This window comes from Desulfuribacillus alkaliarsenatis (genome assembly GCF_001730225.1).
GTDB classification, from domain to species: Bacteria; Bacillota; Bacilli; order Desulfuribacillales; family Desulfuribacillaceae; genus Desulfuribacillus; species Desulfuribacillus alkaliarsenatis.
Genome location: NZ_MIJE01000036.1, coordinates 47872 through 69275, shown reverse-complemented (window position 1 = coordinate 69275; position 21404 = coordinate 47872). Strand labels below are relative to the sequence as shown.

At 37.2% G+C, this 21404-nt stretch carries 21 protein-coding genes, 6 tRNA genes and 2 other annotated features; of the genes, 4 read left to right on the top strand and 23 right to left on the bottom strand.

The annotated features are described in order from the left end of the window. Nucleotides 1-5 precede the first annotated feature (5 nt). From pheS to BHF68_RS14685, 8 genes are all read right to left on the bottom strand, one after another. On the bottom strand, nt 6-1043 hold the full coding sequence (gene pheS, locus BHF68_RS14720; RefSeq protein WP_069644429.1) for a phenylalanine--tRNA ligase subunit alpha: 1038 nt from the start codon (nt 1041-1043) through the stop codon (nt 6-8). Nucleotides 1044-1143: 100 nt separating this feature from the next. Further along, nucleotides 1144-1362 (bottom strand) — a binding site (T-box leader). A 47-nt stretch (nt 1363-1409) separates the two neighbouring features. Continuing rightward, the gene (locus tag BHF68_RS14715) at nt 1410-2261 is read right to left on the bottom strand and encodes a TrmH family RNA methyltransferase (protein ID WP_069644428.1); all 852 of its coding nucleotides are present in this window, start codon (nt 2259-2261) and stop codon (nt 1410-1412) included. Further along, nucleotides 2248-2922 (bottom strand): potassium channel family protein, encoded by a 675-nt coding sequence (locus BHF68_RS14710; RefSeq protein ID WP_069644427.1) that lies wholly within the window; start codon nt 2920-2922, stop codon nt 2248-2250. The genes BHF68_RS14715 and BHF68_RS14710 overlap by 14 nt, the downstream gene beginning before the upstream one ends. Before the next feature lie 49 nt (nt 2923-2971). Continuing rightward, on the bottom strand, nt 2972-3367 hold the full coding sequence (locus BHF68_RS14705) for a CBS domain-containing protein (protein ID WP_069644426.1): 396 nt from the start codon (nt 3365-3367) through the stop codon (nt 2972-2974). Between the two features lie 139 nt (nt 3368-3506). Next, complete coding sequence (gene rplT, locus BHF68_RS14700) at nt 3507-3866, bottom strand: 50S ribosomal protein L20 (protein WP_069644425.1); 360 nt, start codon at nt 3864-3866, stop codon at nt 3507-3509. Nucleotides 3867-3912: 46 nt separating this feature from the next. Next, the gene (gene rpmI / locus BHF68_RS14695; RefSeq protein ID WP_069644424.1) at nt 3913-4110 is read right to left on the bottom strand and encodes a 50S ribosomal protein L35; all 198 of its coding nucleotides are present in this window, start codon (nt 4108-4110) and stop codon (nt 3913-3915) included. A 16-nt stretch (nt 4111-4126) separates the two neighbouring features. After that, nucleotides 4127-4642, bottom strand: coding sequence for a translation initiation factor IF-3 (infC, locus tag BHF68_RS14690; RefSeq protein WP_069644423.1), 516 nt, complete (start codon nt 4640-4642; stop codon nt 4127-4129). 66 nt (nt 4643-4708) lie between these two features. After that, nucleotides 4709-4842, bottom strand: a sequence feature (ribosomal protein L20 leader region). A gap of 56 nt (nt 4843-4898) precedes the next feature. Then, on the bottom strand, nt 4899-5465 hold the full coding sequence (locus BHF68_RS14685; RefSeq protein ID WP_069644422.1) for a class I SAM-dependent methyltransferase: 567 nt from the start codon (nt 5463-5465) through the stop codon (nt 4899-4901). Between the two features lie 101 nt (nt 5466-5566). Here BHF68_RS14685 and BHF68_RS14680 point away from each other — a divergent pair, with 101 nt between their 5' ends. Then, nucleotides 5567-6130: a class I SAM-dependent methyltransferase gene (locus BHF68_RS14680; protein ID WP_069644421.1), complete on the top strand. Its 564-nt coding sequence runs from the start codon at nt 5567-5569 to the stop codon at nt 6128-6130. 58 nt (nt 6131-6188) lie between these two features. Here the strand turns inward: BHF68_RS14680 and thrS are convergent, their stop codons facing one another. The 9 genes from thrS to nrdR all read right to left on the bottom strand — a co-directional run bounded on the left by thrS (nt 6189) and on the right by nrdR (nt 11127). Next, on the bottom strand, nt 6189-8090 hold the full coding sequence (gene thrS / locus BHF68_RS14675; RefSeq protein WP_069644420.1) for a threonine--tRNA ligase: 1902 nt from the start codon (nt 8088-8090) through the stop codon (nt 6189-6191). 399 nt (nt 8091-8489) lie between these two features. Further along, nucleotides 8490-8578, bottom strand: a tRNA-Leu gene (locus BHF68_RS14670). A gap of 15 nt (nt 8579-8593) precedes the next feature. After that, nucleotides 8594-8667, bottom strand: a tRNA-Cys gene (locus tag BHF68_RS14665). A gap of 6 nt (nt 8668-8673) precedes the next feature. Then, nucleotides 8674-8748 (bottom strand) — tRNA-Gly (locus BHF68_RS14660). A 6-nt stretch (nt 8749-8754) separates the two neighbouring features. Beyond that, nucleotides 8755-8830: transfer RNA gene (locus tag BHF68_RS14655), tRNA-Phe, on the bottom strand. Nucleotides 8831-8846: 16 nt separating this feature from the next. Then, nucleotides 8847-8923, bottom strand: a tRNA-Asp gene (locus tag BHF68_RS14650). 3 nt (nt 8924-8926) lie between these two features. After that, nucleotides 8927-9002, bottom strand: a tRNA-Val gene (locus BHF68_RS14645). A gap of 137 nt (nt 9003-9139) precedes the next feature. Continuing rightward, nucleotides 9140-10639, bottom strand: a complete 1500-nt coding sequence (locus BHF68_RS14640) for an ABC transporter substrate-binding protein (RefSeq protein ID WP_069644419.1) — start codon at nt 10637-10639, stop codon at nt 9140-9142. Nucleotides 10640-10677: 38 nt separating this feature from the next. Next, nucleotides 10678-11127, bottom strand: coding sequence for a transcriptional regulator NrdR (nrdR, locus tag BHF68_RS14635; RefSeq protein WP_069644418.1), 450 nt, complete (start codon nt 11125-11127; stop codon nt 10678-10680). Between the two features lie 112 nt (nt 11128-11239). Between nrdR and BHF68_RS14630 the strand changes: the two genes are divergently transcribed. The 3 genes from BHF68_RS14630 to BHF68_RS14620 all read left to right on the top strand — a co-directional run bounded on the left by BHF68_RS14630 (nt 11240) and on the right by BHF68_RS14620 (nt 14574). Next, the gene (locus BHF68_RS14630; protein WP_069644417.1) at nt 11240-12328 is read left to right on the top strand and encodes an HD-GYP domain-containing protein; all 1089 of its coding nucleotides are present in this window, start codon (nt 11240-11242) and stop codon (nt 12326-12328) included. A 186-nt stretch (nt 12329-12514) separates the two neighbouring features. Then, a complete protein-coding gene (locus BHF68_RS14625; protein ID WP_069644416.1) occupies nt 12515-14140 on the top strand; it encodes a Na/Pi cotransporter family protein in 1626 nt (541 codons plus the stop codon). A 200-nt stretch (nt 14141-14340) separates the two neighbouring features. After that, a complete protein-coding gene (locus BHF68_RS14620) occupies nt 14341-14574 on the top strand; it encodes an alpha/beta-type small acid-soluble spore protein (RefSeq protein WP_069644415.1) in 234 nt (77 codons plus the stop codon). Nucleotides 14575-14679: 105 nt separating this feature from the next. On the opposite strand, the gene BHF68_RS14615 is transcribed toward BHF68_RS14620, so the two are convergent. From BHF68_RS14615 to polA, 6 genes are all read right to left on the bottom strand, one after another. After that, complete coding sequence (locus BHF68_RS14615) at nt 14680-15687, bottom strand: glyceraldehyde-3-phosphate dehydrogenase (RefSeq protein ID WP_069644414.1); 1008 nt, start codon at nt 15685-15687, stop codon at nt 14680-14682. Nucleotides 15688-15797: 110 nt separating this feature from the next. Next, on the bottom strand, nt 15798-16340 hold the full coding sequence (locus BHF68_RS14610; RefSeq protein ID WP_069644413.1) for a lytic transglycosylase domain-containing protein: 543 nt from the start codon (nt 16338-16340) through the stop codon (nt 15798-15800). 1 nt (nt 16341) lies between these two features. Next, the gene (gene coaE / locus BHF68_RS14605) at nt 16342-16935 is read right to left on the bottom strand and encodes a dephospho-CoA kinase (protein ID WP_069644412.1); all 594 of its coding nucleotides are present in this window, start codon (nt 16933-16935) and stop codon (nt 16342-16344) included. A 39-nt stretch (nt 16936-16974) separates the two neighbouring features. Next, the gene (ytaF, locus tag BHF68_RS14600; RefSeq protein WP_069644411.1) at nt 16975-17637 is read right to left on the bottom strand and encodes a sporulation membrane protein YtaF; all 663 of its coding nucleotides are present in this window, start codon (nt 17635-17637) and stop codon (nt 16975-16977) included. Nucleotides 17638-17747: 110 nt separating this feature from the next. Continuing rightward, the gene (mutM, locus tag BHF68_RS14595; RefSeq protein ID WP_069644410.1) at nt 17748-18575 is read right to left on the bottom strand and encodes a DNA-formamidopyrimidine glycosylase; all 828 of its coding nucleotides are present in this window, start codon (nt 18573-18575) and stop codon (nt 17748-17750) included. Between the two features lie 67 nt (nt 18576-18642). Next, nucleotides 18643-21288: a DNA polymerase I gene (gene polA, locus BHF68_RS14590; protein ID WP_436796445.1), complete on the bottom strand. Its 2646-nt coding sequence runs from the start codon at nt 21286-21288 to the stop codon at nt 18643-18645. Between the last annotated feature and the right edge of the window lie 116 nt (nt 21289-21404).

Sequence of the window (21404 nt, the reverse complement as noted above, 5' to 3'; positions counted from 1 at the left end):
TCCTCCTATGCCCTTCTTTGAAATTGATGAAGAAATCTAACGTCATTCATATAAAATTGACGAATATCTTCTATTCCGTATTTAAGCATTGCAATACGCTCTATACCCATACCAAAAGCAAAGCCACTATATTTATTAGAGTCATACCCAGACATCTCTAACACCTTCGGGTGCACCATACCAGAGCCTAGTATTTCTAACCAGCCTGTTTGCTTACAAACTCTACATCCGCTGCCCTCACAGATTATACAGGATACATCTACTTCAGCACTCGGTTCAGTGAACGGGAAGAAGCTAGGACGCAAACGAATTTCCTGCTGGTCACCAAACATTTGCCTAGCAAAAGTCAATAACGTTCCTTTTAAATCGCTCATACGAATATTTTCGTCAATTACTAAGCCCTCAGCCTGCATAAAAACATGGGAGTGCGTAGCATCATCGTCGTCACGGCGATAAACACGCCCTGGACAAATAATTTTCACTGGAACCTCTGGACGTTTATGCTCCATAGTTCTTACCTGTACTGGTGAAGTGTGAGTTCTCATTAATAGCTCTTCAGTAATATAAAAGGAGTCCTGCATATCTCGAGCAGGATGATTCTTCGGTAGATTTAAAGCTTCGAAATTATAATAATCCTGTTCAACTTCTGGCCCTTCTGCCACTTCATAGCCTAAACCAATAAAAATATCTTCGATATCTCTGGCAACTAAGGTTAAAGGATGCTGACATCCAAGAGCAACTGGTCTACCAGGAAGAGTCACATCAATCGATTCCTGCTCAAGTTGTTTTTCCTCGGCTTTTTGCTCTAGTTCAGAAAATTTTAATTGAAATTTATTTTCCAAAAGCTCACGAACTTCATTTGCCACCTGACCTATAATAGGACGCTCCTCCGGAGACAGCTGACCCATGTTCCTAAGAATTGATGTTAACTCACCTTTTTTACCTAAAATTTTAACCTTTAAATCCTGTATGTCTTTTTGCTCCTGTAGCTTCTCAAGCTGCTTGCTAGCAACTTCCTTTAACTCCATCAACTTTTCACGCATAGCTTGTAATATCTGCTGCTTTCATTGCACCGAGCAGATATTGTTCACCTCTCTTTCAGTAGTCACATTCTTATAAACCAAAAAAAGCCTTCACCCCAAATAAAGGGACGAAGGCTCGCGTTACCACCCTAATTGGAAACATTATTAATATTGTTTCCCAGCTTCATTAATATAACGGCTTCAGCCGACTATCCATACTTTAGTTCCGGATAGGAGTCTTCGGAGGGAATTTCAGCAAATCATACGCAAGGTCATTTTCAGTAAATATGACCCTTCCTGTATACGACAATAAACTTACTCGCTCCTGCATCACTTGTTTAAATATTTAATTATATAAAGCTAAAGTTTGAACATTATTATACATTGCTACGATTGGTTTTGCAAGCCCCACTGCCGTACAATATCAAATGCAATAATGCCTGCAGCAACAGATACATTTAACGACTCTGCTGAGCCTGGCATGGGAATTGATACAAAGGAGTCAACGTTCTGCTTTATTCCATCCGACAGACCACTACCTTCATTGCCTAAGACAATTGCAAGCTTAGCCTCCGACATATCCATGCTACTATGTAAATCAAAATAAGATACTCCTGATAAATCTGCTGCCAGCAACTGGTATTGCTGTTCCTTTAAAATCTTAGCAGCAGTAATAATTTCTAATTCTAAAACTGGTACGTGAAATATACTTCCCATTGCTGAACGTATTACCTTATCATTAAAAGTATCTACTGTGCCAGCTCCTAATATCACTGCCTCTGCACCTACAGCATCAGCAGTTCTTATAATGGTACCGACATTTCCAGGATCTTGAATTCCATCTAACAGGAAGATTAATTGATATTTTTTAGTAGCTTGCTTATCGCGTAATTCTAATACCTGTGCTATGTCCAAATCCACCTTTTCTATGACCGCTAGGCAGCCCTGTGGCGATTGCACCGTTGAAATATTAGAAAAGACCTTGTCGGTAACCGTATAAACCGGAATTTTTTCTATATCACTTATAATAAGATTCTGAAAAGCAAAAGAGTCACTAACATATAATTCTTTGACTTTATAATAATTTGCAAGTTTGTTACGTTTTAGTGCCTCAAGGATTATCTTTTCGCCTTCTATTATAAATGATGCTTCTTGCTTACGATATTTCCTTTGCTTTAACTTATTAATGTATTTAATTCGCGGGTTATCTAGCGACTGGATACTCTTAGTCACTATCATCAGCCATTTTCCCTTCAAATACTTTCAAGTCTTCCTTATGCCCTACCACAACTAAAACATCATCCTCTTGAACTACATCGGTCGCCATTGGGGCTACATTAATTTTATTCTTGCCCGATTTTATAGCCATAATATTTATTCCATATTTAGCTCTAATATTTAGCTCTATGAGCGATTTCCCAACCATTGATTTTGTTGCGACAAACTCTAAAATACTATACTCTGGCGACAGCTCTATGAAATCAATAATATTTGGCGATAAAAGATTGTGTGCCACACGGGCACCCATATCACGCTCCGGGAATACAACCCTATCTACACCAATCTTCTCTAACACCTTACCATGAAGGTCATTTTGAGCTTTTACTACGATATGCTTTACGCCCATCTCTTTTACTATTAACGATGCCATAATACTAGCCTGTATATCTTGTCCAATGGCTACTACCACAACAGAGAAATTACGAATTCCTAAAGCTTTTAATGCCTTTTCGTCCGTCGAATCTGCTTGCACAGCCTGTGATACAGCATTAGAATAAGCTTGTACCTTATCTTCGTTAATATCTATTGCTAAAACTTCATGTCCCATATTGTATAAACTCGTTGCGATACTACCACCAAAGCGGCCTAGGCCTAGTACTGCATATTGTTTTTGTTTCACTTAATTCACTCCAAATAAATAGTGCCCTTATTTACACTGCATTTGCTCTCTATGATATGTTCTCTCTTTCAATAATAGCTATAAAGGCTTTTACTACGTCTGTTTCTGTAAACATACCTGCTACCTGGTCACCATCCATTACAGGCAACCCACTATATTTGTATTTTTTCATTAATTTCAAAGCATCTAACAACGACGTATCGTTATTAACGGTAACGAGATTTTTTGACATTACCCACTCAACTGGTGTCTCAGGATACCTTGAAGGCTGTCGCAATGCCCCTTCAATATCTTTTCTAACTACAATTCCTACTAACTTCCCAGCTTCAATAACTAGTAGATGACGAAATCTCTCACGCTCCATTATGTCTAAACACTCTTTTAAGGATGTGCTAGGTTCAACCGTTACTGCAGGTGTATTACGAAATTCACTTACTAACAACATACTTACACACACCTCTTCCCAATATATGCTATGTATTCATTATCATCATAACTAAAATGTATATAGATTGCAACTGACTTTAAGACCGTTACAAACGAAAAAACCTTGCTATTTAAACAAGGTTTTCTATATTCAGTACTTATGCGTTGATTTTTTGTTTAGCTACATTTGCTAACTCAGCAAATCCAGCTTTATCATTTACTGCAAGATCAGCTAGCATTTTACGGTTAACTTCAACTCCAGCTGATTTTAATCCGTGGATTAAGTTACTGTAGCTTAAACCGTTAGTACGCGCTGCTGCATTAATACGTGTAATCCATAGCTTACGGAAATCACGCTTTTTCTGACGACGATCACGGTAAGCAAACATTAGTGATTTCATCACCTGTTGCTTAGCTGTTCTAAATAATGTATGTTTAGACCCGAAATATCCACGAGCCAATTTTAGTACCTTTTTACGTCTTTGACGTGTTGTATATCCGCCTTTTACTCTTGGCATGACAAGACCTCCTACTTATATTTCAATAATTGTAATTGTTGTTATTTTAGATATGTGTAATTAATTGTGCAATGCGTCTTTGGTCACCTTTAGAAACAAGTCCACCCTTACGCAGCTTACGTTTTTGATCTTGGCTCTTGTTACTAAACATATGGCTTGTATACGCGCTACCACGCTTTAACTTGCCACTCCCAGTTCTCTTTAAACGCTTTGCTAAACCACGATGTGTTTTCATTTTAGGCATTTTCCATATCCTCCTACTATTTCTCGTTTGATGGAGTTAAAATCATTAGCATACTGCGACCTTCCATCTTAGGTGTTCGCTCCATAGTAGCTATATCCTTAACATTTTCATAAAGCTTCATTAAAACGTCTTTTCCTAAACCACTATGAGCGATTTGACGACCTCTGAAACGAATCGAAGCCTTTACTTTATCGCCCTTCTCTAGGAACTTCCGAGCGTTACGAAGCTTAGTCTGAAAATCATTTTCTTCAATATTAGTACTTAGGCGAATTTCTTTAACACTAATAACTTTTTGATTCTTACGAGCTTCTTTTTCTTTTTTTGCTTGTTCGTAGCGAAACTTACCGTAGTCCATAATTCGACATACTGGTGGATTAGCAGTTGGAGCTACATTCACTAAATCCAAGTTTCTTTCCACTGCTTTCTGCAACGCTTCTCGTATAGGGATAATTCCTAATTGTTCACCCTCAACATCGATTAAGCGTACTTCCCTTGCTTTAATTCCTTCGTTGACTAATAAATCTTTGCTAATAAGTTACACCTCCTGATTAATATACTTCACCTTTGTCGACAAATCTTGTCAGGCTTATTTAACACGACAAATAAAAAAGTGCGAATGAAATCATCCGCACTAACTCTAACCATAGGTATTGTATACACTCAATCGGTTGTAGTTATACCCGTCAACACTTGCGTCAATCAGGTGAGAAGCGGATGCTCCTTCTTGTCATTAGGTAATACTATCAGGTATCTTAGCAAATGTCAAGGGTATATTCTTAATTGTGTAATTATTCTTTAATTCCTTCATGAATTTTCAGCGGAGGTGCATTTAAAAAGCAATAGGAATCATTTATTCTAGAAAAACGAATCTCAATTCCTTCCCTTAGGTAGCGATTCTTTTGGAAAAAAGTTTGATATGTCAAAAATTTACCACCAGGTTTTAAGCAATTATATGTGGATTCAATAATGATATCTCTAATATCCTTAGTTAAAAAGCTGAATGGTATCCCTGAGATAATATAATCAGCTTCAGTTAAGCCTAGTTCAGCAAGTGCTTCATTGACAACCTCGGCACTATCATGATATATAGTAACACGACTATCTTTTATTTCTTTTTTTAAATGGTCTACAAAATCATTATTTCTTTCGATAAGAATAAGTTTGGAATCTTTAGTCATGTTATCTAATATGTATGTACTAAATACACCTAGTCCAGGACCGTATTCGACAATTACATTGTCTTTGCTAAAATCAATCTTTTTACAGACATCCTTTACTCCATAGATGGAAGTCGGAGTAATGGATGCGATGTACTTATCTTTTACCATATTCTTAATGTACGTAATAGTTCCCAAGGTTTATACCCCTTTCATTTGTATTAACTTTATTTCCTTTAAATCTAATAATATGCAACTTCATTGGCTATAATATTTCCATGGAAAGGAGAATTGCAAAAATGTCATGGTCTACATTAAACGAAAAAGCAACATTTCTATATAAATTTATAAAAAAACCAAAACAAATTGGCAGCATTACTCCAAGCTCAAGATATCTTGTCAGAAAGATGCTCGAGACTGTTGATTTCAATAAAACAAACTCAGTTGTAGAGCTTGGCGCAGGAACAGGTGTAATTACACAGGAAATATATAATTCTAAAAAATCAGATACAGATTTTTATATCTTTGAATATGACGACGAAATGCGTGCAGTATTAAAGAATATTTACAAAACTGCAGCATATTGTAAAGATGCTTACGAATTAAAAGACACATTATCCAGCTATGGTGCCTCTGAAGTTGATTGTATAATATCTTGTTTACCCTTAGCAACCTTTTCTGAAACGGGTAGGCAGGCAATCATGGAGCAAGTAATTGAATCCTTGAGTGACGATGGCATCTTTGTTGCCTATCAATACTCCCTACAGATGAAACAACTACTTAGCAAGAACTTTTCCAAGGTAACAATTCAGTTTGTACCGTTAAATATACCGCCTGCATTTATTTATATATGCCAGAAATAAACATAAAGAAACAACCTTATAATAATTCGAGGTTGTTTCTTTATTTCTACTATATATTCTATTTATATTCCTTAATATCATCAATTATTTTATCTGCAAAGCTGTCAAATTTCTCAAATCCTAAGTCTTCACCACGAAATCTAACTGCAACACCAGCATCTTCGATTTCCTTATCACCTACAACTAATATATACGGAACCTTTTGCATTTGCCCTTCGCGTATTTTAAAGCCAATTTTCTCGTTGCGCTCATCAGTCGTTACACGAATACCTTTATCTTTTAACTTTTCTGCAATTGTTATAGCATACTCATTATGAACTGAAGATACTGGTATAATTCTCACTTGCTCAGGAGCAAGCCAAACTGGAAACGCGCCTGCGTAATGTTCTACTAGCAATGCCATAAAGCGCTCCATAGATCCATAAATAACGCGGTGCAAGGTTACAGGACGATGCTTTTGATTATCTTCCCCGATATATGTTAAGTCGAATTTTTCAGGCAATTGGAAATCTAGTTGTACAGTACCACATTGCCATGTACGCTTCAGACTATCCTTCACGTGGAAGTCAATCTTCGGACCATAAAAAGCTCCATCACCTTCGTTGACCTTATAATCCATACCACGCTTTTCAAGTACATTCCTTAAGGCATTAATAGCCTTATCCCATAGCTCGTCTGAGCCCATAGATTTTTCTGGTCTTGTAGACAATTCCACATGGTATTCAAAACCAAATATTTTGTAGAACCTATCTACTAAAGATATTACCCCATTAACTTCCTCTTCAATTTGCTCTGGAAGCACAAACAGATGAGCATCATCCTGAGTAAAGCAACGCACCCTTAATAATCCATTTAAAGCTCCAGATAACTCATGGCGATGCACAAGCCCTAGCTCACCTAACCTAATTGGTAAGTCGCGATAGCTACGTAGCTTTGTCTTATAAACAATCATACCTCCAGGACAATTCATTGGCTTAAGTGCAAAATCCGTATTATCAACCTTTGTAAAGTACATATTTTCTTGGTAATGATCCCAGTGCCCAGATTGTTCCCAAAGTTTTTGATTTAGAATAATCGGAGTTTTAATCTCATCGTAGCCAGCTTTAGCGTGCTCATGACGCCAAAAGTTTTCTAGCTGATTACGTAAAATCATACCCTTAGGATGGTAAAACGGCATTCCAGGAGCATCCTCTGAAAAACTAAACAAATCAAGTTCACGACCTAGTTTTCTGTGGTCACGCTTTTTCGCCTCTTCTAAAAAGTGTAAATACTCTGCCAAATCTTCTTTCTTTGGAAAAGCAACACCATAGATACGAGTAAGCATTTCATTATCTGAGCTTCCGCGCCAATATGCACCAGCAACACTTAAGAGTTTAATGTTTTTGAGCTTCCCTGTAGACTCAAGGTGTGGCCCAGAGCATAAGTCAGTAAATTCACCTTGATGGTAGATAGAAATTTCTACATCGTCAGGTAATTCAGAGATTAGTTCTTCTTTCATGTACTCGCCAGCAGATTTAAAGCGCTCAATGGCTTCATCTCGACTTAAAACTTCGCGACAAATTTTATGATCTTCCTTAATCACACGGTTAATTTCCTGCTCTATCTTCGGCAATTCTTCAATACTAACAGGCTCATCTAAAGAAATATCATAGTAGAAGCCATTTTCAATATCTGGCCCTATTCCAAATTTTGCATTAGGGTATAGTCGCTTCACCGCCTGTGCTAATATATGGGCCGCACTGTGACGATAGATTTTCAACCCTTCAGGAGAATCTATCGTAATGATTTCCACTTCGCTATCCTCAGTAACAGGAGTTATTAAATCAACATTTTTGTCATTCACTTTACCTGCAATAGCTTTCTTCTTCAAACCTGGACTTATTGCACCTGCTATTTCTTTAATTGTTACTCCTGATTCAAGCTCCTTTATAGACCCATCCTTAAGTGTAATTTTGACCATATCAAAAACCTCCTTGTTTAAGTAAAAAAGTATAATAAAAAACACTACTCCCCTAAATACTGGGGCGAAGTGTTCGCGGTTCCACCCAATGTTTTATTGTATTAATAGAGTTACCTATTAACACAAGCTCATTGTAATTAAGTATCGCTAATTAAACGCTTAAGTTTCCTTAAGAAATATCCAGGTGGTATTCTAATAGCAATTCACAGATAAACTCTCAGCTATGTTTATCCTCTCTTATCTGATTCTACATATTAGAACTTGTCCTGTTATAATATAAGTATGCCGTTATTACTGAGTCATTATACTACATCCATAAGGCATATGCAATTAAAAATTCTGATACGTTAAAAACTCTGATACATATGTAAAAAGCATTGGTTTTACAACCAATGCTTTTGGTGCCGAGGACCGGACTTGAACCGGTACGAGATTTGAGCCTCGCAGGATTTTAAGTCCTGTGTGTCTGCCAATTCCACCACCCCGGCATGGTATGGTATAAATGGAGGCGGCACTCAGAATCGAACTGAGGATAAGAGATTTGCAGTCTCCTGCCTTACCACTTGGCTATGCCGCCAAATCATGGAGCGGAAGACGGGATTCGAACCCGCGACCCTCGCCTTGGCAAGGCGATACTCTACCACTGAGCCACTTCCGCAAAATATGGTGGCTTGGGACGGAATCGAACCGCCGACACGTGGATTTTCAGTCCACTGCTCTACCGACTGAGCTACCAAGCCAAAACTAATATTAAAATGGCGGAGCTGACGGGATTCGAACCCGCGATCTCCTGCGTGACAGGCAGGCATGTTAGGCCTCTACACCACAGCTCCTAATGGTGGACGATGACGGGATCGAACCGCCGACCCCCTGCTTGTAAGGCAGGTGCTCTCCCAGCTGAGCTAATCGTCCATTTCTTAGCGACAAGATTTATTGTATCATATCCAAACCCCATCGTCAACAGATAATTTGTATTTCCATTATTTTTTAGTCTATTTTTTAGGGACAAGGATTATTATACTAAGAATATATTAGGAATGCAATGGTTTTTAGTGGAAATTATATTGTTTGACTCTACTGTGTACAAGCCATGTATCCTGAACTTCTGTCAGTAAAAAATATGGTACCTCTTCATCTATTTCTTGCTGCAGCTTATTGTATAAAGTTGTAATGACTTCTGTAGTTTCGACAGCTTCAGTTTGAAGGAAATAGGGGGTTAAGTTGGTTTCTTGTAGCTGCTCATCGTACTTACTAACAAAGCCTGTAACGTTATAGCCATTATTTTCAGTTAATTGACTAGCACTCCACCATTGGCTCTGGTAAGGCATAGTCGAATATGCGCCAACGCTAATAAAGAGATCAAAATCCCTATCTACATACAACTCACGGATATAGCTGTCTAAGGCTACGGGACGCTTATTAACCCCAACGCCCAATTGTTCGAGTGATTGAGCAACGACGTTTGCCATCCTTTCAATAGACGCCATTCCTTCTATATACACTAAATCTAACATTCGTTTAGACTGGCCAAAATCATTTTGCAATTCATATTCATATTCATTTTCAATTCCATTTTTACTTGCTGTAAGAACTGCCTCTCTTAATCTTTGTCTTAGATTTTTATCTAGGTAGTCTTTATCAAAATTGAAGCCAAGGTAGTAAAACATAGTTCCCGCTTCAGTTTTAACGCTGTAATTAGGGAGTTCCCCTATATATTCAGTTGCAAATTTGGAGTTTGTATAAAAGATATCAACTTCTTCAGTATATAGTGCATTAAGCAATTGTTCAGGGTTATATGTGCGCCAAATATATTCACTTTTTTGTCCTGTATCCCCATTTGTTTTAACTAAATGAATTTCGTTATTTTGTAATTTAGAAGCTCGGTACTCACCAGATCCAAGTAAAATCTCTTGGAACAGCTTACTAGCATTATCGTCATTTAGCTCACCATATACATGCTTCGGGATAATCGGATATGTAAATATTAATATGTTTTCTACATCTATAATGTCAAAGGAAAATACAATTTGCTTATCATTTATTACTTCTATACCAGTAATAGAATCCGCTACTCTGGACATATAGCTTGTAGCACCATTAATATGCAGTAGAATATTATGAAACTGGACAATCTCACTATTACGATAAAGTAACTCATAAGTATGAACAACATCATCTGCAGTTATTGGCTGACCATCATGCCAACTCCGATCATCCAGAGAAATTGTCGCTTGGTTATAATCTTGGTTAAACTCTACACTCCCTAAACTAGCAGAGAAGCCCTTCTCCTTATCTAACTGTAATATCCCATCAAAAACTAAGTGCTCGAATCTGTGCTGATTATTATTGAACGAAGGTAGATTAAATGGAAAAAAATCCTTTTTAGTAGGATTCTCTAAGGTAGCAACTATATATGGACCATGATATTGCTCTTTAGAATTATCAATTTCTTGCCCTTCTGGTCTTCTTAAATCAGTATTGCACGAAGCCAATATGCTAACAATTAGCACTAGATATATAATTCTAACAGAAACAGATTTAATAAACATAAAATCCTCCAATATATTCATACATTAGAGGATAGTATTTACTTTAACAACTGTTTTAATTCGTCTAGGAAGGCACTAGTGTTTTCAAATTCTTTATAAACAGATGCAAAGCGGATATATGCAACTTCATCAATATGCTTTATCTTTTCTAAAACTCGGTCACCAACTTCTGCAGATGGAAATTCACTTCTGACATCATTTTGAAACTCCCGTTCAATTGTATCTACAACTTCCTCCCAGGTTTCAATTGGAACATTCCTCTTTACACCTGCCCGCATTAATCCTCGGATGAGCTTTTGGCGATTAAACTCTTCACGGCTGCCATCCTTTTTAACAACAATTATCGGCTTCTGCTCAATAATCTCAAAACTGGTAAATCTTTTAGTACATTGTTCACACTCTCGTCTGCGACGAATTTGTCTACCATCATTAATCGGCCTTGAATCAAGCACTCGGGTTCGCATCGATTCGCAAAATGGACATCGCATAAAATCACACCTTTAATATTATATTCATTATTATATCATAACACTTGTATAGTTATATTTTTTTTAATAAAATATAATTGTGCTTTACGTCGTTGAATTGGGAGGCAAGACAGTGAGATTAGTTGCAACTAGTAACTTAGAAGATGGATATGTAATAGCAAAAAATATCCTCAATGACAACGGACAAATTTTATTAAGTAGCGGTGTTTCTTTAACCAATTCTTTGATACGTAGATTAGAGCAAATCAATATTCCTTATGTATATATAGAAGACGGTCGTACCGACGATATACTTGTCGAGGACATAGTATCTGAAGAGACAAGGCGCAAAGCGCTTAGTAAAGTGCATACAACAATGACAACTCTATTTGATTCACAAAAAAGCAAATCAAAATTAGCTAGCCCGACATTGGCAAAAGAATTCAATAAGCTATTCGACGATATTATTAAAGATTTGCAATCTAATAAACATGTTATGTATCAAATGGTTAATATTCATCAAAAGGATGATTATTTATACCACCATAGTGTTAATGTTGGAATACTATCTTCAGCATTAGGAATGTCCTTAGGTTATAATAACAGTGATATACGGGAACTTGGTATTGGTGCAATGCTCCATGATATAGGGAAAACCAAAGTCCCAATGGAGATATTATGTAAGCCTGACAGATTAACTACAGAAGAATTTGATATTATGAAAAAACACGCAGAATATGGTTATGAGATATTAAAATCTCAACCTGGAATATCTTTAAAGTCTGCCCATGTTGCTTATCAACACCATGAGCGCTATAACGGCACAGGCTACCCTAGACAAATTCAAAGTCAAGATCAGCACGACTTTGCTAAAATCGTATCAATCACTGATGTGTATGATGCTCTTACGTCTAATCGAGTGTATAGAGCTTCTCATTTACCTCACGAAGCCTTTGAATTAATCTTAGGTGGTGGAGATTATCACTTTGACCACAAAATCATTAAAAAGTTTGTGGAAAATATCGCCATATACCCACTTGGTGTAACAGTGAAATTAAACACTGGTCAAATAGCAGTAATTAGCAGAATAAATCCAAGCTATCCACAGCGTCCCGTTGTTAGATTGCTAACGGACCCTAATGGAAAGCACTTAAAAATACCGTATGAAATTGACCTCATGAGCAATTTTACAATCATGATAGTTTCATCATCAGCAGGCTAGTAATTATAGCCTGCTTTCTTATTTTACATTATAAAATGTTTTGTAACAGTTTGTCGTTTTCTGTTCCATTAATGATTATAGTACGTTATAATGATTGGGGTTCTACATATTATTTGCATTTTTCCACATCGATAATTACATGCTTTTTTAATAAAATACTATCTTTAAAGGGGATATTGGAGAAACATGGAGATAGAATGGCAAAGTTTAATCTTCAGCTTTTTTGGTGGCCTTGGTGTTTTCCTATTCGGTTTACATTATATGTCAGATGGACTACAAAAAACTGCTGGAGAAAAATTGCGTAGAATGTTAGAACGCATGACAACAAACCCATTTATGGGAGTGGTCGCAGGAGCTTTAGTTACTGGCATTATACAAAGTAGTACTGGTACTACGGTCATGGCCATTGGCTTTGTAAATGCTGGACTCATGACACTTAAGCAAGCGATAGGTGTCATTATGGGTGCTAATATTGGTACAACAGTAACTGCCTTCTTAATCGGTTTCAAAATCAGTAAATATGCCATGCCAATGATTGGTGTTGGAATGGTTTTATTGTTCTTTACGAAACGTAAAAAAGTTAATTACTTCGGACAAGTCGTATTTGGTGCTGGAATGTTATTCTTAGGACTTAACCTTATGTCTGATGCTATGAGACCTCTTCGTTACTGGCCTGTTTTTACTGAGTTAATGACAACTTTAGGTGATGTAAAAATTCTTGGAGTTTTAGTTGGAATGATGTTTACTGCGGTAGTGCAAAGTAGTACAGCGACTATTGGTGTGCTACAGGAGCTTGCTTATCAAGGCGGAGTAACCTTCCACCAAGCTCTACCAATACTTTTCGGCGAAAACATCGGTACAACAATTACTGCAGCCCTTGCAGCTATCGGCGCATCTATTAGTGCTAGACGCGCTGCCTTGACACATTTTATCTTTAATGCTTTTGGTACAGTTATTTTTATAATATTCTTAACTCCAGTTGCTGCTTTAGTATTATGGCTTGCATCATACACTGGCGCCGATATAAAGTTACAAATCGCCTATGCACATGGTATTTTCAACATTACTAACGCTTTAATATTCTTGCCACTAACTGGTTTATTAGCTGCTGTAGTAACTAAGATGATACCTGGAGATGATATCGAAATTGAATTTGGCACGAAGCATTTAAATCAACATTTCCTTTCTACACCAAATATTGCACTTGGACAAGTAGTAAACGAGCTTACACGCATGGGTAATATAGCTCGCGAAGCATTTAATGACGCTACTGAATACTTCTTCGAGGGCAATCATAAACGTGCCGCAATTGCTAAACAAAAAGAAGCTTTAGTAAATGAGCTTGATAAGCGTATAACAGAATATATGGTTCAATTGTCACAAAGCTCTTTATCTGAAAAAGACTCAAGCCGTCATAACCAGCTATTTCAAACGATTAATGACATTGAACGAATTGGTGACCATGCAGAAAACATTCTAGAGCTTGGAGAATATAAAATTGATAAAAAGATTGTCTTCTCTCCAGATGCATATAAAGATCTCAAGCAAATGGTTGAGATTGTTGACGAGTCAATTCAAATGGCCATGGAAGCATTACAGAAGAACGATAAAGAATTAGCTCGCAAAGTCATGGAAAACGAAGAACGTATCGACAAATACGAGCGCGCCTTTAGAAAGGGCCACATAAAACGCCTAAATAAAGGAATATGTAGTGGCAATGCAGGAATAGTATTCTTAGACACCTTAAGTAATTTAGAAAGAATGGGAGACCACGCTTATAACATCGCCAGGTCTGTTCTAGGTGAATATTAGTATTTTTAAGTAATAAATGACAACTTGTTCTTCAAAAAGTGTAGGCAAAATGAAAACAAGACCTTAAGTGAACGCTTTGGTCTTGTTTTTTCTATTAATTGTTATTACATGTGTTTCCACCAGCACCAATACATTCCCAGTATCACACTAAACTGATGTCACATAATAAGGGTACACCATTGAGAAAGGAGGTGTAGCAAATGGGTGTAGGTCAAGAACGTCCAAGCAACTGGTTAGTAGTACCTGAAGCTTACCAAGCTTTAGACCAATTCAAATACGAAGTAGCTTCTGAACTTGGAATCCAAACACCTCAGAATGGTTACTGGGGTACGATGACTTCTCGTGATTGTGGAGCTGTTGGTGGTAACATCACTCGTAAGTTAGTTCAACTTGGAGAGCAACAACTTATGGGATCTCAAAGTAACATGCAGTAACATGAAAGCTCATATAGATTTGGGGCACTAGTTAGCTAGTGCCCCTTAGTATATTTAGTATATCTAACAGTTAATCATTTAACAGTTGATATTGTTCACGTATTCTTACTTGACCATATATTTGATTAAGTCTACGACACGACATGAATAGCCCCATTCATTGTCGTACCATGCGAATACTTTAATTGTTTTGTCACCAATTTGCATAGTTGTTAAACTATCAACAATACTAGACATGCTATTCCCAACGTAATCAGATGATACTAGAGGTTCTTCAGAATAACCTAAAATACCTTTTAATTCATTATTAGCTGCACTTTTAAGTGCATCGTTTACTTGTTCTTTAGTTACAGGTACTTTTAATTCCGCAACTAAATCAACTACAGATACATTAGGTGTAGGTACACGTAATGAAATTCCATTTAGCTTGCCAGCAAGTTCAGGGATAACTTTAGCTACTGCACTGGCTGCTCCTGTAGATGTAGGGATGATTGACTGTGCACATGCTCTAGCACGACGTAAATCTTTGTGTGGGTTATCTAAATTTTTCTGGTCGTTAGTATATGCATGTACTGTTGTCATTAAACCATGCTCTATACCAAAGCTATCATGTAAAACTTTAGCTATTGGAGCTAAGCAATTAGTAGTGCATGAAGCATTAGATACAATATGATGTTTTTCTTTATCGTACTCTTGTTCATTTACACCCATCACGATAGTTACATCTTCATTTTTGCCTGGAGCAGTGATACAAACCTTCTTAGCGCCTGCCTTTAAATGTAATGAAGCGCCCTCTTTAGAGGTAAACTTACCAGTAGCTTCAACTACAATATCTATGTCTAAATCTTTCCACGGTAGCAGCTCTGGATTTCTTTCTGCTAGCTTAGTGATTGTTTTTCCATTGACTGTTATTGTATTGTTGTCATTATCAGCCGAAATCTCCGCATCAAATGTACCATGAATAGTATCGTATTTTAATATGTGTGCTAAGATTGACGAATCATAACTAGCATTTATAGCTACTACCTCAATTTGCTCGTCACCTATTACCCTTCTGTGAACTAAGCGCCCTATCCTACCATACCCGTTAATTGCAATTCTTATCGGTTTCATAATTAACTCCCTTCAATAATAATTTATACTTGCTTCTCAAATTACTACTTACTATTTCCTGATATATTTCGACATTTATAATTTTAAATCCTGCTCAGAAACATATATATTTAGTAAATCTTTTTATACCTTTCATAGAAGTGAGTCACCCTTTGTATATAATGTCTAGTCTCCCCAAAGGGTATTTGTTCGATGCTTTCACCATCCCACACCCCATACTGTAACCATTCATCAACCCTAGTTGGACCACTGTTGTATCCAGCCAATACTAGAGGTAGTTTGTTTTCGTATTTATGATTTAGGAATTTCAAATACCACGTGCCTAAATATATATTTGTATGAGGTTCAGCTAATTCCTCAATATACGTATATTCTATCCCATTAATTTCTGCTGCCCACATAGCGGTATTTGGCATTACCTGCATCAAGCCTAATGCCCCTTTTTTTGAAACACTGTCTTTTCTGTATTTGCTTTCGACCATGATAACTGCAGCTACAAGCCTTGGATCTTGCTCTAGCAACTCTGCCTGCTCCCATATAATATCTTTATATGGGATAGGATATACCAGCTTCCAAAAGAAGTTAGTATTTAACACAATTAAGACTATGGCTAGCAGGAGCAACCACCAACGCTTTTGTTTAATAAAATTCATCTTATTCTCCCTTTAATATTGCTTCTACAACCTTTTGAGTTTGTTCTATAGTGCTAGAGGTTGTCCCATTGTTATCAATTATATAATCTGCAAGCTCTTTTTTTCTCTCTAAAGACATTTGTGAGCTTATTTTTGCTTTCGCATAATTTTCGTCAATAGCATCGCGCTGTATTAATCTTTTTACTTGAATTGAATGGGATATATAAACTAACACCGTTCTATCTACAGCGTGTTCATAGCCAGTCTCAAAGAGTAAAGGAATGTCTAAAAAGACGATTCCTTCACCCTCTTCTATTTTGGCGGCTTCTGCTAACACCAAGCTACGTATAACTGGGTGTGTAATTTGATTTAAACGCTCACGTGCCTTTAAATCACTAAAAATGATTCCCCCTAGCTTCTTACGATTTATTTCTCCAGTTACTTCTAGTATATCTTCACCAAACTCAGAAACTATTTGCCTGTAGCACTCCGTTCCCTGTTTGACAACATCCCTTGCCACTATATCAGCATCAACTACGTGATAGCCTAAGTTTTTTATAGCTTCTGTAACTAAGCTCTTGCCACTGGCAATTCCACCTGTAATTCCAATTTTCATATCATTATACCTCAACTGATATTATAAATTCTGATGCACTTAGTAAAAAATCTTAGTCAATCCCAAAATAATCAGCATTGTCCCTGGTAAATACGAAATCTTTTGAAATAGCTTGATACTGGAAAAAGTTCTTCCAAGCAACACACCAAAATATAGACAAAGAAAACTACAAATAGCAATTAGTACCGCAGTTTGTAATGGGGGAAATCCAACTAATGCTGCTCCAATCCCAGCACCAAAAGCGTCAAGTGATAAAGCCAACCCCAAAACAGCTGCCTCCGCTATACTAATTTCTCCTGATTTATCTATATCAGCCTTACTTGGCGTCTTCAATATTTGGATTAAGATACCTAGTCTCTTTACTTCTATAGTTATGATGTTATCAGACCCTGTATGCTTACGCTTTTCAGGTTTAGACTCTGAATTTTTCTTATCCTTTTGTGTTAACAGATTATAAATAGCCCAGATACCAATTGCAATTAAAATTATGCCACCTAAAGCTTCTGCTAAAGATTCTGGGATAACATATAATAAACCACTACCGACCTGTGTAGCTAATAAAATCATCAATCCCGATAGCAATGAGATTAGTAATAAAGGAAATATGGATATTCGTATATTTCGAAGACCATATGTCAATCCGACGCCAAAACTGTCTAGGCTAACCGCAAATGCTAAAACAAAAATAGATATCCACGTCATGCTAACTCCTCCTCATACCTAGAATATGGGCACATGAAGGAGTTGGTGCATGTAATAACTCTTAAGTTAGCTACTTGTTATGCTTATTATATTTATTATGCTTATTAAGCTTACGATTTCTGACATTTAGAGCAGTAATGAGTACCTCTGCCAGCTACTCTTGTTTTCAATATTTCCCTTCCACAGACGGTACATGGTTGACCATGTTTTTGGTAAACGAACAACTGCTGCTGAAACATCCCCATTTTACCCTGTCCGTTCACATAGGACTTAACGGATGAGCCACCAGCTTCTATCGCTTCAGCTAATACCTGTTTTGTGTTCTCATAGATACTTTTTGCTTTCTGCTTAGACAAATCTGCAGCTACTACCATTGGCGCTACCTTTGAACGGAACAATATCTCATCTGCATAGATATTACCAACACCTGCTACAACCTCTTGATCTAGTAAAGCTGCTTTTATATTCTTTTTCTTGCTCTTTAGTTTTTTATAAAAAACATCTGAAGTCCAATCCTCAGCAAATGGCTCAGGTCCTAGTTTGTTTATTGGAGGTCTATTATCAACTTCGTCAGTCTTCATTAAATCCATAGTACCAAATTGTCTAACGTCACGATACCTCAGCTCTGTACCATCGTCAAAGACGAATATTACATGGGTATGCTTTACCACTGGCTCCGAACTTGCAAACACCCCATAATTACCTTCCATACGCAAATGGGATATTAGAGTCCAACCGCCACTTAAACGAAATAATAGGAATTTCCCTCGGCGATCTATTGCAGTTATAGACTTGCCTGGCAAAATATTTTCAAAGTCCTCTAGCAGGGGACTGCGTACAATCCTTGGCAAAGATACTTTAACTTCTTTAATTGTTTTGTTTAAGACGAGCTGCGTTAATGTTTGACGTACCGTTTCAACCTCAGGTAACTCTGGCATTACTATCACCCACTCTATCTAATAGTTGTCGATTAATATTCTAACATATTATAATAGTTATCTTGTATTACTTCGCATCATACCAGTTATCTCCAATGCTAACGTCTACCTGCAAAGGCACTGATAATTTCGTGCAGTTTTCCATGATTTCTGGTACGAGCTTTGTCATGATCTCTAGTTCATGCTCAGGTACTTCGAATATTAGTTCATCATGTACCTGCAGTAGCATGCGGCTGTCTAGCTTGCGTTGCTTGATTTCTTCAGCCAGCTTTACCATAGCTAGCTTAATAATATCTGCTGCTGTGCCTTGGATAGGTGTATTCATGGCTGTTCTCTCTGCAAAGCTTCGTAGGTTAAAGTTAGAGCTATTTATTTCTGGCAAGTAACGTCTTCTTTGCAAAATAGTCTGGACGTATCCTTGTTTTTTAGCAACTTTAACTATTTTCGTCATATAATCATGAACGCCTTGGAAGTGCTTGAAGTATAATTCGATAAATTCCTTCGCTTCTTTACGGGCAATATTTAAATTCTGCGATAAACCGTAATCACTTATGCCATAAACGATGCCGAAGTTTACAGCCTTTGCCTGCCGCCTCATTAAAGATGTAACCTCGTCTAATGCCACACCAAAGACATCACTGGCTGTTTTCGTATGAATATCAATCCCTTGCTGGAATGCCTCTATCAAGTTCTCATCCTGAGCAATATGAGCTAGGATACGAAGCTCAATTTGAGAATAATCTGCTGCTAGTAGCTTCCACCCTGACTTTGCTGGAATAAAGGCTTTACGAATTTTGCGTCCCTCTTCTAGTCTTATTGGGATATTCTGAAGATTTGGCTCTGTGCTGCTAAGTCGGCCTGTAGCCGTAAGTGCTTGGTTATAGTAGGTATGGATTTTATTAGTATCTTTGTTAATCACCTTAAGCAAGCCTTCTATATAGGTTGATTGCAGTTTTACAAGCTGACGATGAAGCAAGATATTATCAACAATAGGGTGCTGGTTTGCCAGCTTTTCTAACACATCGGCGCTCGTAGAATAGCCAGTTTTCGTCTTCTTAATCGGTGGTAAACCAAGCTTGTCAAACAGAATAACACCCATTTGCTTTGGAGAATTTATATTAAACTCTTCGCCAGCAAGCTCGTAAATCTCCTGTGTAATCGTTGTTATTTTTTCTGTAAGCTCATCTCCGATATTTTCTAGGATATTAGAGTCTACATTGATACCCTGTCGCTCCATATCCGCAAGGACAAGGGAAAGCGGTAATTCGATATCATATAGTAGCGAGTCTAGGAAGTTTTCCATTAATTTAGCTTCTAAATTAGCAACTAGGCTGTTAACTGCATTGGCCTTCGTAGCTACATAAGAAAATAGCTGTTCCTTAGAAATCTTCGTAATATCCTTTCTATTTTTGCCATATACCGTTTCCTCTGTGGCACTCTTTACTCCATATGCATTTGCAATTTCTGCAAGCTCTTTATCGCTATTTGTAGGGTCTATCAAGTAATTCATCAACATAATGTCTGTCTTTATTTTACTCATAGAAATGCCTAGTCGTTTGCCTAAATAGTACGTCCTTTTAGCATCATAGACATAAAGAGTAGCTTGCTCTATTAGTTTAAGAAGATTTTTATCATCTAGAATTTGCTTGTCGCAAACAAAATTAATATCTTTTTGAGCTATTGCAATAGCTAAGATTTCATCGGTATGGTAGTTCGTGCCACTAGTCTCAATATAGATTGCAACAGGGCATGACTGATTTATTGCTGAGAGTGAAGCTTCTAGCGCTTGCGCAGAAGTGATTTCCGTAAATTCTATCTTTTGTCTATCTGCTATATTATCTGTTCCTCGCTCGCCGTCTATATCTAAACCAAGGCGGTCGATAAGCTGCTTGAATTCAAGCTCTTCAAATAGAGGTCGCACCTTTTCCTTTTGATATCCTTCATAGGAAGCTTTTTCCCAATCTATCGACAGGGGTACATTTGTATTGATAGTAGCAAGCTGTTTGCTTAAGATTGCCTGCTCTTTATTGTCTGTTAGTCGCTCCTTAAGCTTGTTACCGCTAATATTATCTATGTTTTCTAAAACATTTTCTAAGGAGTCGTATTCATGTAATAGCTTGAGTGCCGTCTTCTCCCCTACACCTGGTACTCCAGGGATGTTGTCTGAAGAGTCACCCATTAAGCCTTTCAAATCTACCATTTGTGTTGGTTTTAAATTATATTTTTCCATTAAAGCTGCTGCATCAATTACTTCCATATCGCTAATGCCTTTTTTCGTCATATAGACAACTGTTAGGTCATTGATTAATTGGAACGTATCCTTATCACCAGATACTAGGGCGGTTTTTACTTGCTCCGCTTTTGCTTGTTGTGCAAATGTACCCATGATATCATCAGCTTCATAATTAGCTAACTCATAGGTAGGGATATCGAAAGCGTCTATAATCGACTTTATAATCGGGAACTGCCCAGATAACTCATGTGGTGTTTTTTCTCGCTTCCCTTTGTAATCCTTATAGGTATCATGACGGAAAGTTTTCTTACCAGCATCAAAGATACAAGCTATGTAATCTGGCTGTTCATCCTCAAGTAGCTTTAACAGCATCATAGTGAATCCAAGGGCTGCATTAGTATAGACTCCCTGTTTATTAGATAGCATTGGCAAAGCATAAAAGGCTCGATTGGCCACACTGTTTCCATCTATAAGTAACAATTTTTTAGTCAATGTGATTTACCTCCATCTAAAACTTTCTGAAAGTATCATACCATAAAAGTAAGTAAAGAACATTATCAAGCATTGATAAATATCGCATCTAGACATTTATCTTA